The 12,259-nt window shown below is 68.9% G+C and carries 12 protein-coding genes; 9 read left to right on the top strand and 3 right to left on the bottom strand.

Translation table 11 applies throughout. The features are described 5' to 3' along the window. Nucleotides 1–39: 39 nt before the first annotated feature. From AC1DSA_RS18000 to AC1DSA_RS17990, 3 genes are all read right to left on the bottom strand, one after another. The gene (locus AC1DSA_RS18000) at nucleotides 40–1,152 is read right to left on the bottom strand and encodes a 5-methyltetrahydropteroyltriglutamate--homocysteine S-methyltransferase (protein WP_477891646.1); all 1,113 of its coding nucleotides are present in this window, start codon (nucleotides 1,150–1,152) and stop codon (nucleotides 40–42) included. 193 nt (nucleotides 1,153–1,345) lie between these two features. Continuing rightward, entirely contained in the window at nucleotides 1,346–2,302 is a 957-nt protein-coding gene (locus tag AC1DSA_RS17995; RefSeq protein ID WP_477891644.1) for a PDR/VanB family oxidoreductase, read from the bottom strand. Continuing rightward, nucleotides 2,302–3,345 carry an aromatic ring-hydroxylating dioxygenase subunit alpha gene (locus AC1DSA_RS17990; RefSeq protein WP_477891642.1) on the bottom strand — a complete coding sequence of 348 codons (1,044 nt, stop codon included), beginning with the start codon at nucleotides 3,343–3,345 and terminating at the stop codon, nucleotides 2,302–2,304. The genes AC1DSA_RS17995 and AC1DSA_RS17990 overlap by 1 nt, the downstream gene beginning before the upstream one ends. A gap of 159 nt (nucleotides 3,346–3,504) precedes the next feature. On the opposite strand from AC1DSA_RS17990, the gene AC1DSA_RS17985 reads away from it, so the two are divergent. The 9 genes from AC1DSA_RS17985 (at nucleotide 3,505) to AC1DSA_RS17945 (ending at nucleotide 11,961) form a co-directional block, all read left to right on the top strand. Further along, nucleotides 3,505–4,248 (top strand): GntR family transcriptional regulator, encoded by a 744-nt coding sequence (locus tag AC1DSA_RS17985; RefSeq protein WP_477891640.1) that lies wholly within the window; start codon nucleotides 3,505–3,507, stop codon nucleotides 4,246–4,248. A gap of 162 nt (nucleotides 4,249–4,410) precedes the next feature. Further along, entirely contained in the window at nucleotides 4,411–5,583 is a 1,173-nt protein-coding gene (locus tag AC1DSA_RS17980; RefSeq protein WP_477891638.1) for an ABC transporter substrate-binding protein, read from the top strand. Between the two features lie 118 nt (nucleotides 5,584–5,701). Continuing rightward, nucleotides 5,702–6,565, top strand: coding sequence for a branched-chain amino acid ABC transporter permease (locus AC1DSA_RS17975; protein WP_477891636.1), 864 nt, complete (start codon nucleotides 5,702–5,704; stop codon nucleotides 6,563–6,565). Between the two features lie 62 nt (nucleotides 6,566–6,627). Then, a complete protein-coding gene (locus AC1DSA_RS17970; protein ID WP_477891691.1) occupies nucleotides 6,628–7,614 on the top strand; it encodes a branched-chain amino acid ABC transporter permease in 987 nt (328 codons plus the stop codon). Next, nucleotides 7,611–8,405 carry an ABC transporter ATP-binding protein gene (locus AC1DSA_RS17965; RefSeq protein ID WP_477891634.1) on the top strand — a complete coding sequence of 265 codons (795 nt, stop codon included), beginning with the start codon at nucleotides 7,611–7,613 and terminating at the stop codon, nucleotides 8,403–8,405. The genes AC1DSA_RS17970 and AC1DSA_RS17965 overlap by 4 nt, the downstream gene beginning before the upstream one ends. Next, on the top strand, nucleotides 8,398–9,102 hold the full coding sequence (locus AC1DSA_RS17960; protein ID WP_477891632.1) for an ABC transporter ATP-binding protein: 705 nt from the start codon (nucleotides 8,398–8,400) through the stop codon (nucleotides 9,100–9,102). The genes AC1DSA_RS17965 and AC1DSA_RS17960 overlap by 8 nt, the downstream gene beginning before the upstream one ends. A gap of 9 nt (nucleotides 9,103–9,111) precedes the next feature. Next, nucleotides 9,112–10,095, top strand: coding sequence for a Bug family tripartite tricarboxylate transporter substrate binding protein (locus AC1DSA_RS17955; RefSeq protein WP_477891630.1), 984 nt, complete (start codon nucleotides 9,112–9,114; stop codon nucleotides 10,093–10,095). 16 nt (nucleotides 10,096–10,111) lie between these two features. Then, nucleotides 10,112–11,008, top strand: coding sequence for an NAD(P)-dependent oxidoreductase (locus AC1DSA_RS17950; RefSeq protein ID WP_477891628.1), 897 nt, complete (start codon nucleotides 10,112–10,114; stop codon nucleotides 11,006–11,008). Then, on the top strand, nucleotides 11,008–11,961 hold the full coding sequence (locus tag AC1DSA_RS17945) for an AEC family transporter (protein WP_477891626.1): 954 nt from the start codon (nucleotides 11,008–11,010) through the stop codon (nucleotides 11,959–11,961). Before AC1DSA_RS17950 ends, AC1DSA_RS17945 begins: the two co-directional genes overlap by 1 nt. The last annotated feature ends 298 nt before the right edge of the window (nucleotides 11,962–12,259 follow it).

Below are 12,259 nucleotides of genomic sequence, written 5' to 3'. Positions count from 1 at the left end.
GCAGGCTTTGCAGCTGACGAGCTGCCTTTTCGCCGAGCGTCAGTCCTCGCCCCAGACCTCGCGGGCGGTCTCGATCACCAGACGCAGCTTGTTACGTTGATCCTCGACGGCGATGTTGTTGCCGTGGACGGTGCTGGAGAAGCCGCACTGGGGCGACAGGGCCAGCTGCTCCATCGGCGCGTACTTGGCGGCCTCGTCGATGCGGCGCTTCAGCGCGTCCTTGTTCTCCAGCTGGCCGAACTTGGTGGTCACCAGGCCCAGCACCACGGTCTTGCCCTTGGGCAGGTAGCGCAGCGGCCGGAAGTCGCCGGAACGCTCGTCGTCGTACTCCATGAAGTACGCGTCGATGTCCATTTCCTTCAGCAGCGCTTCGGCCACCGGCTCGTAGTCGCCGGCCGCCGCGTGGGTGCTCTTGAAGTTGCCGCGGCACAGGTGCATGGCCAGCAGCATGCCTTGCGGCTTCTGCGCCACCACCTTGTTGATGAACTTGGCGTAGCGGTGCGGCAGCTCGTTGGGATCATCGCCGCGTTGCCGCGCGGCTTCGCGCATCTTCTCGTCGCAGAGATACGCCAGGTTGGTGTCGTCCATCTGCACGTAGCGGCAGCCGGCGGCATGGAGCGAGCGCAGTTCGTCGCCATAGGCCTTGGCCACGTCGTCGTAGAACACCGGGTCCAGCTCGGGATAGGCCTCCTTGCTGATGCCGGCACGGCCGCCACGGAAGTGCAGCATGGTCGGCGAGGGAATGGTCACCTTGGGCGTGCGGCCGGCGGAGACCTGCGACTTCAGGTACTCGAAGTCGGCCTTCTGGATGTCCTTCGCATGGCGCACCTTGTCGATCACGCGGATCACGGGCGGCGCGAGCTCCTCGCTGCCGTCCGGCTTCTTGATGGTCACCGGAATGTCCGTCTTGACGCCACCGAGCTGCTCCAGGAAGTCGATGTGGAAATAGGTGCGGCGGAACTCGCCGTCGGTGATGCTCTTGAGGCCCACGTCCTCCTGGAACTTCACGATCTCGGCGATCGCCTTGTCTTCCACCTCGCGCAGCTGCGCGGGCGTGATCTCGCCCTGGGCCTTGCGGGCGCGCGCCTCCAGCAGGAACTTGGGACGCAGGAAGCTGCCGACGTGGTCGTAGCGGGCGGGGAGTTTCATCATGGGGGGCCTCTTTGTGTCTCGTTCGTTGAAATGGTATCGCCTGGGGCGCTGGGGTTCGCCTTCGGGCTCACCCCAGCCTACGGGATCGGTTGCGCTGGGGTTCGCCTTCGGGCTCACCGCCAGCCTACGTTCGCCCCGAAGGCCGCACGGCTTCTTCGTAGGCTGGGGTGAACGCGCAGCGGAACCCCAGCGTTCACAGGTCCAGCACCAGCACGGCACTCTTCGCCCGCGAGCAGCACGGCGTGAACTGGTCGTGCTTCGCCTTCTCCTCGTCGGTGAAGTACAGGTCGCGGTGGTCGCACTCGCCCTGCAGCACGCGCGTGATGCAGGTGCCGCACACGCCCTGTTCGCAGGAGGTGAGGATCTCGATGCCCTGGGCTTGCAGCGCCTGCACCACCGTCTGCTGGGCCGCGACCTCGACGACTGCGCCGCTGCTGGCGATCTTCACCTGGAAGGCCCGGTCGCCGCAGGTGTCCTGCGCTTCGGCGCCGAAGTACTCCAGGTGGACCTGCTCCTTGCTCCAGCCCCAGCCCTCGGCGGCCTTCACCACCCAGGCGATGAAGCCCGTGGGCCCGCAGACATAGAGATGCGTGCCGGCCTCCGGCTTGGCCAGCACCCGGTCCAAGTCCAGCTTCTGCGAAGGCGGGCCGTCGTCGAAGTGGAACTTCACGCGCTGCTGGTAGGCCGACGCAGCGATCTCCTCGGCAAAGGCGGTGCGCTCGCGCGAGCGCGTGCAGTAGTGCAGCGTGAAATCGGCGTCGATGGCGGCGAGCCGCTGGGCCATGCACAGCAGCGGCGTCACGCCGATGCCACCTGCGAACAGCAGCGCGCGCTGCCCGTGCACCAGCGGGAAGTGGTTGCGCGGCTCGCTGATCAGCAGCGTGTCGCCCTCCTTCACCGTGTCGTGCATGGTGGCCGAGCCGCCGCGTGTCTTCGGGTCGCGCAGCACGGCGATGCGGTAGCGGTGCTGCTCGGTCGCGTCGTTGCACAGCGAGTACTGGCGCGTGAGCCCGTTGGGCAGCTGCACGTCGATGTGGGAGCCGGCGCTGAAGCCGGGCAGGGCCGAGCCATCGGGCCGGGCGAGTTCGAAGCTGGCGACGTCCAGCGCTTCCTGCTGCCGGCGCAGCACCTTGACCGCGATCTGCGCCATCACGCCACCAGCTTGTTCGGTTGCTCGGCCAGCACCATGCGGTCGATGATGCGGCGCGCCTGCACGCCGCCGGCGTCGATGTTGAGCATCAGCAGCTTGCGCTGCGGGTTCGCCGACAGGTTGCGCTGCTGCGCCTCCAGCACCGCGGTGTCCTCGGCGAACACCTTGGCCTGGCCGTCGCGGATCTGCGCCGTGAGGTTGCGGTCCTTCGGGTTGAAGTTGCGCGCCATGCCCCAGAAGTACCACATGCTCGTCTCCGTCTCCGGCGTGAGGAAGTCCACCACGATGGAGGACACCTTGTCCTTCGCGTCGGCGTGGTAGCCGCCCTTGCCGGCGTGCGCCACGCCCACCTCGATCATCACGTGGCTGGGCGGGATGAAGTGGCACACCTGCCAGCGGTCCACCGGCACGTCGTCGGCCAGGTGGTTGCCGCGCAGGTTGGCCTTCCAGAAGGGCGGCGGCATCACGTTGTCCATGAAGCGGCTGGTGACGACGTGCTCGCCCTCGGTCTTGGTGGTGACCGGCGTCTGGTCGATCTCCTTCTGGCCGATGCTGGTGGTGTGCACATAGGTCTCGTGCGTCAGGTCCATCAGGTTGTCGACCATGAGGCGGTAGTCGCAGGCGATGTGGTACAGCCCGCCGCCGTAGGCCCAGTCGGGGCTCTCCGCCCATTCGAGGTGGTGGATCTTCGCTGGGTCCGCCTGCGCCGCATCCCCCGGCCACACCCAGACGAAGCCGTACTTTTCCACCACCGGGTAGGCGCGGATCTTCGGGAAGCCGCCCACGCGCTGGCCGGGCATGGAGACGGTCTTGCCGTCGCAGCCCATCACCAGGCCGTGGTAGCCGCACACCAGGTTGCCTTCGCACACGGAACCCAGCGACAGCTGCGCGCCGCGGTGCGGACAGAAGTCCTCCACCGCCGCCACCTGGCCTTCGGCGCCGCGGTAGAAGGCGATCTTCTCGTTGCAGATGGTGCGACCCAGGGGTTTGGCATCGATCTCGTCGGGGGTGCAGGCGACGTACCAGGCGTTCTTCGGAAACATGGGCAGGGCTCGCGCAGGGTGGGGGAGGGATGGCGGCGGATTATGGGGGAAAGGCGGTTCGTTGTATACAGCAATCGACCCTGGCGCCGATCGTGTCGGTGAGCTCTCCTATGAGGAGGCCGGATTGACGCACCGCAATCCCCCGGTTAGCCTCGCCTCATGTATACAGCCAGCGACGAAGCCAGTGCCCCGCAAGCCGTCAAGGCGCAACTGCGGCTGCGCGAGATGATCCTGGCCGGCGAGCTGCCGGGGGGCGCCCGCATCGCCGAGCTGACCCTGGTGGAGCGCATCGGCGTGTCCCGCACCCCGGTGCGCGCGGCGCTGATGCGGCTGGAGCAGGAGGGGCTGCTGGAAGGCCTGCCCAACGGCGGCTACGCGGTGCGCACCTTCTCCGAACGCGACGTGGCCGACGCGATCGAGCTGCGCGGCACTGTGGAAGGCCTGGCGGCGCGGCTGGCGGCCGAGCGCGGCGTCGCGGCCGAGGTGCTGGCCGAGGCACGCGCCTGCCTGGCCGAGGTCGACGCCTTGCTGGAGCAGCCGGCGCTGGACGACGAGGCCTTCACCCGCTACGTCACGCTCAACCAGCGCTTCCACAACCTGCTGAGCGACATGTGCGGCAGCCCCGTGCTGGCCCGCGAGCTGGCGCGGGTGGTGAGCCTGCCGTTCGCGTCGCCCTCCGGCTTCGTGGTCGTGCAGGCGAACACGCCCAAGGCGCGCGACATGCTGGTCGTGGCGCAGGACCAGCACCGGCAGGTGCTGGACGCCATCGAGTGCCGCGAAGGCGCGCGCGCCGAGGCGATCATGCGCGAGCATTCGCGGCTGGCGCAGCGCAACCTGCGCGAGGCCGTGCAGGCTCCGGATCCGCGCCGCATGCCGGGCGTGCGGCTGATCCGGCAACGCTAGCTCCGTGCTCATCGTGATAACGGCGCGACCGCTATTGCATTTCGTCATAACTGCTAGAGTCCGCGCCGGGCTTGCGCGCATTCGGCGCGCGACCAGAATCCGCACCCACAAGCCGGCCGCATCGGGAACGCAGGCCTGCACACAACCTAGGAGAACGACGCCATGCACAAGAGAAGTTTCCTCGGCACCGCGGTGGCCCTGGGCCTGCTGGGCGCCAGCGGCCTGGCCATGGCGCAGGACAACGTCTTCAAGATCGGCCTGATCCTGCCGATGACGGGCCAGCAGGCCACCACCGGCCGCCAGATCGAGGCCGCCGCGAAGCTGTGGATGGCGCAGAACGGCGACAGCGTCGCCGGCAAGAAGGTGCAGCTGATCGTCAAGGACGACGGCAGCGTGCCGGCCAACACGCGCCGCCTGGCGCAGGAGCTGGTGGTCAACGACAAGGTGAACGTGCTCGCCGGCATGGGCATCACGCCCTCGGCGCTGGCGGTGGCGCCGATCGCCACCCAGTCCAAGACGCCGCTGGTGGTGATGGCCGCCGCGACCTCCAGCATCACCGAAGCCTCGCCCTACGTCGTGCGCACCAGCTTCACGCTGCCGCAGGCCTCGGTGGCGCTGGCCGACTGGGTGCCCAGGAACGGGATAAAAAGCGTGGTGACGCTGGTGTCCGACTACGGCCCGGGCATCGACGCCGAGAAGTACTTCAGCGAGCGCTTCCTGTTCAACGGCGGCAAGGTGCTGGACAAGCTGCGCGTGCCGCTGGCCAACCCGGACTTCGCGCCGTTCCTGCAGAAGGTGCGGGACCTCAAGCCGGACGCGGTGTTCGTGTTCGTGCCCTCCGGCGCGGGCACGGCGGTGATGAAGCAGTTCGCCGAGCGCGGCATGGACAAGGCCGGCATCAAGCTGATCGGCACGGGCGACGTCACGGACGACGACCAGCTGGCCGACATGGGCGACGTCGCCCTGGGCGTGGTCACCTCGCACCACTACTCCACCGACCACAACTCGCCGGCCAACAAGAAGTTCGTCGAGGCCTTCCAGAAGGCCAACAAGAACCTGCGCCCCAACTTCATGGCCGTGGGCGGCTACGACGGCATGCGCGTGATCTACGAGGCGCTGAAGAAGTCCGGCGGCAAGGGCGGCGGCGACGCGCTGCTGGCGGCAATGAAGGGCCAGATCTTCGAAAGCCCGCGCGGCCCGGTGTTCATCGACGCCCAGACCCGCGACATCGTGCAGAACATCTACCTGCGCAAGGTCGAGAAGAAGAACGGCCAGCTGTACAACGTGGAATTCGACGTCATCAAGGACGTCAAGGACCCGGGCAAGGCGAAGTAAGCTGCCTGGCTCCTTCCCCCGCCGGGGGAAGGTCGGGATGGGGGCGCTTCCGTGGCGCCGCGTGCCCCCACCCCAACCCTCCCCCGGAAGGGGAGGGAGTGAACACATCCCACCCACCATGCTCACCATCCTCTTCGACGGCGTCGCCTACGGCATGCTGCTGTTCGTGCTGGCGGTCGGCCTGGCCGTCACCATGGGCTTGATGAATTTCATCAACCTCGCGCACGGCGCCTTCGCCATGGCCGGCGGCTACATCACGGTGCTGCTGATGCAGCGGCTGGACGTGCCCTTCCTGGTCTGCCTGCCGATCGCCTTCGCGGGCTCCGCGCTGCTGGGCGCGGTGCTGGAGCGCACGCTGTACCGGCCGCTGTACCACAAGCCCCACCTGGACCAGGTGCTGTTCTCCATCGGCCTGGTGTTCATGTCGGTGGCGGCGGTCGACTACTACGTCGGCTCCACGCAGCAGATCATGCAGCTGCCCGCCTGGCTCAAGGGCCGCACCGAGATCGGTTCGCTGGGCATGGGCCACTACCGGCTGTTCATCATCGCCGTGTGCGCTGCACTGACGGTGGCGCTGCAGTACATCCTGGCCAAGACGCGCTTCGGCAGCCGGCTGCGCGCCGCGGTGGACGACCAGCGCGTGGCCGCCGGCATGGGCATCAACGTCAACGTGGTGTTCCTCTCCACCTTCGCCTTCGGCTCCGGCCTGGCCGGCCTGGGCGGCGCGCTCGGCGCCGAGGTGCTGGGGCTCGATCCCACCTTCCCCCTGAAGTTCATGATCTATTTCCTGATCGTGGTGGCCGTCGGCGGCACTTCCTCGATCACCGGGCCGCTGCTGGCGGCGCTGCTGCTGGGCATCGCCGACGTGGCGGGCAAATACTACATCCCCAAGATGGGCGCCTTCATCGTCTACAGCCTCATGATCGTCATCCTGCTGTGGCGGCCCAACGGCCTGTTCGTGCGCCAGGGAGGCAAGGCATGAGCGCCGCACGGCCGCCCGAAGCCGCGGCGCCCCTGGTCGAGGGCGGCGGCGCAAACCCTGAAATGGGCAAGGCCGGTCACGCGCCGAGCCCGGCCCAGGCGAACCTGCTGCGGGCCAGCCGCATGAAGCCCTGGGAGCCGGTGTTGTGGCTGCTCGCGTTCGCAGCGCCCATGGTGTTCCCGTCCTATGCGGCGATGGTCAACGAGATCGCCATCCTCGCGCTGTTCGCCGTCTCGCTCGACCTGGTGCTCGGCTTCGGCGGCATCGTGTCGCTGGGCCACGCGGCCTTCTTCGGCCTGGGCGCCTACACCGCCGCGCTGTTCTGCAAGCACGTGATGCCCGACCCGCACGTGGGCCTGCTGGTGGCCATGGGCACGGCCGGCCTGCTGGGGCTGGTGGCCAGCCTCACCGTGCTGCGCGGCACCGACCTGACGCGGCTGATGGTGACGCTGGGCGTCGCGCTGGTGCTGGCGGAACTGGCGAACAAGCTGGACTGGCTCACCGGCGGCACCGACGGCATCCAGGGCCTGATGTTCTCGCCCGTGCTGGGCAAGTTCGAATTCGACCTGGCCGGCCACACCGCGTCCTACTACTCGCTGGCCGTGCTGCTGATCCTGTTCCTGCTGGCGCGGCGCATCGTGCACTCGCCCTTCGGCGCCACGCTCAAGGCGATCCGCGACAACCGGCTGCGCGCGATGGCCATCGGCGTGCCCGTGCATGCGCGGCTGATCGCCGTCTACACCATCGCTGCCGCCATGGCCGGCGCCGCCGGGGCGCTGTTCACGCAGACCTCGGGCTTCGCCTCCATCGACGTGCTGGAGTTCCACCGCTCGGCCGACGTGATGCTGATGCTGGTCATCGGCGGCACGGGCTGGCTGTATGGCGGGGTCATCGGCGCCACCGTGTTCCGGCTGATGCAGGACTTCCTCTCGCAGATCACGCCGCAGTACTGGACCTTCTGGATCGGCCTGTTCCTGGTGGTGCTGGTGCTGGTCGGCCGCGACCGGCTGCTGAAACCCTGGACCTGGTGGAAGAGGGGCGGGCCATGAGGGACATCGTGCTGTCCTGCCAGGGACTGGTGAAGAAGTTCGGCGGCATCACCGCCACCAACAATGTCTCGCTCGAGCTGCACCGGGGCGCGCGCCATGCGCTCATTGGCCCCAACGGCGCCGGCAAGACCACGCTGGTCAACCTGCTGACCGGCGTGCTGGAGCCCACCGCCGGCCGCATCACGCTGGAAGGCCAGGACATCTCCACGCTGGCGCCGCACCAGCGCGTGCGGCGCGGCATGGTGCGCACCTTCCAGATCAACCAGCTGTTCGCCTCCATGACGCCGCTGGAGACGCTGGCGCTGGTGGTCTCACAGCAGCGCGGCCTGGGAACGCGCTGGTGGAAGTCGCTGGGCCAGGATGCCGCGGTGGCGCAGCGTGCGCAGCAGCTGCTGGACCAGTTCCACCTGGCCGAAGTCGCCAACCAGAAGACCGAGCACCTGGCGTACGGCAAGCGCCGCCTGCTGGAGATCGCGATCGCGCTGGCCTGCGAGCCGCGCGTGCTGCTGCTGGACGAGCCGGTCGCGGGCGTGCCGGCCGGCGAGCGCGAGGAACTTCTGCAGACCGTGGCGGCGTTGCCCGCCGACGTCTCGGTGCTGCTGATCGAGCACGACATGGACCTCGTCTTCAGCTTCGCCAACCGCATGACGGTGCTGGTCAACGGCACCGTGCTCACCGAGGGCACGCCCGAGGAGATCGCGTCCAACCAGGACGTGAAGGCCGTGTACCTGGGCCACGGCGACGAGATCAACGTGGCGCTGACCCCCGGCGCGGAGCGGGCCCATGTCTGAGATGCTCACCGTCGAGAACCTGAGCGCCGGCTACGGCGAGGCCGTGGTGCTGAACGGCGTGTCCTTCGCCCTGGGCGAGGGAGAAACGCTGGCCCTGCTGGGACGCAACGGCACCGGCAAGACGACCCTGATCAACACGCTGGCCGGCGCCACCCGGCAGCACGCGGGCAGCATCACGCTGGGCGGCGTCGCGCTGCACAAGCTGCCTTCGCACCTGCGCGCCGCGGCCGGCATCGGCTGGGTGCCGCAGGAGCGCAACATCTTCAAGTCGCTCACGGTGCACGAGAACCTGACCGCGGTGCAGCGGCCCGGCCGCTGGACGCCGGAGCGCGTCTACGAGATGTTCCCGCGCCTGGCCGAACGCAAGACCAACCTGGGCACGCAGCTGTCCGGAGGCGAGCAGCAGATGCTGGCCGTGGGCCGCGCGCTGGTGGTCAACCCCCGGCTGCTGCTGCTGGACGAACCGCTGGAAGGCCTGGCCCCCATCATCGTCAACGAGCTGCTGCGGGCCATCTCGCGCATCACGCGCTCCGAAGGCCTGTCGGCCATCATCGTGGAGCAGCATCCGCAGGCGATCCTGGCGATCTCCAACCAGGCGATCGTGCTGGACCACGGCACCGTGGTGCATGCCGACACCGCAGCGGCCTTGCGCGCCGCGCCGGAATTGCTGGACCGCCTGCTGGGCGTGGCACGTTAAGGATCTCCCATGAATTCCGTATTGACCCGCCGCCGCACGCTTGCCGCGCTGGCCGGCGCCATCGCCACGCCCTTTGCACTGGCCCAGGCCAAGTGGCCCGCCAAGCCGGTCCGCATCGTCGTGCCCTTCGGCGCCGGTGGCGTGGCCGACCTCACCGCGCGCGCCGTCGGCCAGAAACTCAGCGAGCAGCTGGGCCAGGCCTTCGTCATCGACAACCGCCCGGGGGCGGGCGGGGTCACGGCCGGCCAGGCGGTCGCCACGGCCGACCCGGATGGCTACACGCTGCTCCTCATGAGCAACGGCACCGCCGTGAGCGAGGGGCTGTTCCAGAAGCTGCCGTTCAGCGCGCAGAAGGACTTCGCGCCGGTGTCGCTGCTGGGCACTTTCGACATTGCCGTGGTGGTGCCGGAGAACTCGCGCTTCAAGACGCTGGGCGACCTGCTGGCGGAAGCCAAGGCCAGGCCGGGCCAGCTGAACATCGCCACCATCGCGGTGGGCAGCACGCAGAACCTCGCGGCCGAACTGTTCAAGTCCACGGCGGGCATCCAGGCCCAGATCGTGCCCTTCAACGGCACGCCGGCGGTGGTGACGGCGCTGCGCGGCGGCTCGGTCGACGCGGGCATCGAGATCCTGGCGCCGATCAAGTCGCAGATCACGTCCAAGGCGCTGCGCGCGCTGGCCACCTTCGGCGAGAAGCGGCCGACGGGACTGCCCGACGTGCCGACGGCCAGCGAGACCGGCGGCGCGCTGAAGGGCCTGCAGATCGCGTCCTGGAATGCGCTGGCCGCGCCGGCGAAGACGCCGCCCGCGATCATCGAGCGCCTGAACCACGCGTGCCAGGTGGCGCTCGCCAGCCCCGACCTGAAGAAGAAGCTGGCCGACCTGAACGTCGATGCCCGGGCCAGCTCGCCGCAGGAACTGGCAACGCTGCTCGCGAGCGAGACGAAACGCTGGAGCGGCGTGATCGAGCGGGCGAAGATCCCCAAGATGTGACCCCGGGAGCGATCGCATGCAAGTCCAACGCATCGGCATCGTCGGCTACGGCGAAGTCGGCAAGATCTTCGCGGCGGGCCTGAAGCCGCAGGTGGCGCAGATCGGCGCCTGGGACCTGAAATTCGCGCAGGTCGCGACCGCCGAAGCCCAGCAGGGCCACGCGCAGGCCAATGGCATCCGCGCCTGCCGTTCGATGCAGGAGCTGTGCGAATCCAGCGACCTCGTGCTGTCCGCCGTGACCGCCTCCAACACGCTGGCCGTGGCCGAGGAAGCCGCGCGCTTCCTGCAGCCGGGCGCCGTGTTCCTGGACCTCAACTCCGCCTCGCCCGGGACCAAGCAGAAGGCCGGTGCCGCGGTCGCTGCGCGCGGCGCGCATTACGTCGAAGCCGGCGTCATGACTTCGGTGCCCCCGTATGGCATCCGGGTGCCCATGCTGCTGGGCGGCGCGAAAGCTGGTGAACTCGCCCCCTTGCTGGTCGGCTGGGGCTGCGATGCCAGGGCGGTGAGCGACCGGGTGGGCGTGGCCAGCGCCATCAAGATGTCGCGCAGCGTGATGATCAAGGGCCTGGAGGCGCTGGTCATCGAAAGCTACGTCAACGCCCGCGCCTACGGCGTCGAGGACCACGTGCTGCCCACGCTGCAGGAGACCTTTCCCTCGATCGACTGGAGGCAGCAGGGCACCTACTTCTTCAGCCGCGTCGTGCAGCACGGCCAGCGCCGCGCCGAGGAGATGCGCGAGGCGGCCAACACCGTGCGCGAAGCGGGCTTCGATCCGCTGATGACCGCGGCCATCGCCGACAAGCAGCAATGGGTGGCCGACCAGGCGCGCGAGGGCGTGTTCCGCGACCTGCCCAAGGGCGCGCGCTGGCAGGACTACGCGGACCGGCTGCTGGCGGCACGCAAGAAACCCTAGTGCTCGACGTCCTGGCGATCACCGGGCCGATCTACTTCGTGGTCGCGGTGGGCTACGCGTGCACGCGCGCCGGCCTGTTCCAGCGCACGGACATGCGCGTGTTCGGCAAGTACGTGGTGAACATCGCGCTGCCGGCGCTGCTGTTCAACGCGCTGTCGCAGCGCAGCGTGGCCGAAGTGTTCAACCCGGTGTTCATCGCCGCCTACGCCGGCGGCTCGGTGGCGGCCAGCCTGGCCGGCGTGGTGTGGGCGCGGCGCGCCGGCAAGAGCCTGTCCGAGTCCGGCATCGTCGGCATGGGCATGTCCTGTCCCAACAGCGGCTTCATCGGCTTTCCGCTGGTGGCGCAGCTGTTCGGGCCGGTGAATGCGGGCATCGGACTGGCGCTGGCGATGGTGGTGGAGAACTTCGTCTCGCTGCCGCTGGCGCTGACGATCGCCGAAAGCGGCGTGGACACGGACGGTGCGACGCGCGGCGAGCGACTGCGCGCGGCGTTCGCGCAGTCGCTGCGCAGCGTGGCGCGCAACCCGATGATCTGGGGCATCGCCATCGGCTTCCTGTTTTCGCTCGCGCAATGGCGCCTGCCCGAGCCGGTGGCGCGCACGGTGAACCTGTTCGCCGCCGCCACCGCTTCGCTCTCCCTGTTCGTGATCGGCGGCTCGCTGGTGGGCCTGCAGCTGCGCGCCTTCGCGCGCGACGTGACGGTGATCACCCTCGGCAAGCTGTTGCTGCACCCGCTGTGCGTGCTCGCCGCCGTGCTGCTCTTGCCGCCGATGGCGCGCGAACTGCAGGTTGCGGTGGTGGTGATGGCGGCGGTGCCCATGCTGGGCATCTATCCCATCCTCGCGCAGAAGCACGGCCACGATGCGATGGCGGCGGCCGCGCAGCTGGTGGCAACGGTCGCGTCCTTCTTCACGCTCACCACGCTCCTGTGGGTGGTTAAAAGCGCGCTGTAGCTTGGGTTGGCCGAGTCGCCGAGTCGCCGAGGCACGCGGCGGAGGGGAGGGCCGCGCCCGGCAACGCCGCGCACTGCCGGGCCGCGGGGCGATGGCTACGGCGTTCGGCGCGCCTGCTGCGCAGGTGCTACCGAATTCCCCACGCTGGACGGCCTTGCGGCCCTGAAGGCTTGAGAGCGGCCAGGTTCTGGTTGGGCCGCAAGACCGTCCACCGTGGGCGCCTGTGCTTTATTCGCCCCGCGTCCCGGCAGCGCGCGGCGTTGCTGTGAAGCAGTGCCGTGCCAGTGCCGTGGTGCGC

This window comes from Ramlibacter sp. P4_H7, from assembly GCF_056400765.1.
This window is presented reverse-complemented; position numbering and strand designations above follow the sequence as displayed.

Coding starts and splice junctions, on each gene's coding strand:
- AC1DSA_RS18000 (WP_477891646.1), bottom strand. CDS start 1,152: ATGATGAAACTCCCCGCCCGCTACGACCACGTCGGCAGCTTCCTGCGT.
- AC1DSA_RS17995 (WP_477891644.1), bottom strand. CDS start 2,302: ATGGCGCAGATCGCGGTCAAGGTGCTGCGCCGGCAGCAGGAAGCGCTG.
- AC1DSA_RS17990 (WP_477891642.1), bottom strand. CDS start 3,345: ATGTTTCCGAAGAACGCCTGGTACGTCGCCTGCACCCCCGACGAGATC.
- AC1DSA_RS17985 (WP_477891640.1), top strand. CDS start 3,505: ATGTATACAGCCAGCGACGAAGCCAGTGCCCCGCAAGCCGTCAAGGCG.
- AC1DSA_RS17980 (WP_477891638.1), top strand. CDS start 4,411: ATGCACAAGAGAAGTTTCCTCGGCACCGCGGTGGCCCTGGGCCTGCTG.
- AC1DSA_RS17975 (WP_477891636.1), top strand. CDS start 5,702: ATGCTCACCATCCTCTTCGACGGCGTCGCCTACGGCATGCTGCTGTTC.
- AC1DSA_RS17970 (WP_477891691.1), top strand. CDS start 6,628: ATGGGCAAGGCCGGTCACGCGCCGAGCCCGGCCCAGGCGAACCTGCTG.
- AC1DSA_RS17965 (WP_477891634.1), top strand. CDS start 7,611: ATGAGGGACATCGTGCTGTCCTGCCAGGGACTGGTGAAGAAGTTCGGC.
- AC1DSA_RS17960 (WP_477891632.1), top strand. CDS start 8,398: ATGTCTGAGATGCTCACCGTCGAGAACCTGAGCGCCGGCTACGGCGAG.
- AC1DSA_RS17955 (WP_477891630.1), top strand. CDS start 9,112: ATGAATTCCGTATTGACCCGCCGCCGCACGCTTGCCGCGCTGGCCGGC.
- AC1DSA_RS17950 (WP_477891628.1), top strand. CDS start 10,112: ATGCAAGTCCAACGCATCGGCATCGTCGGCTACGGCGAAGTCGGCAAG.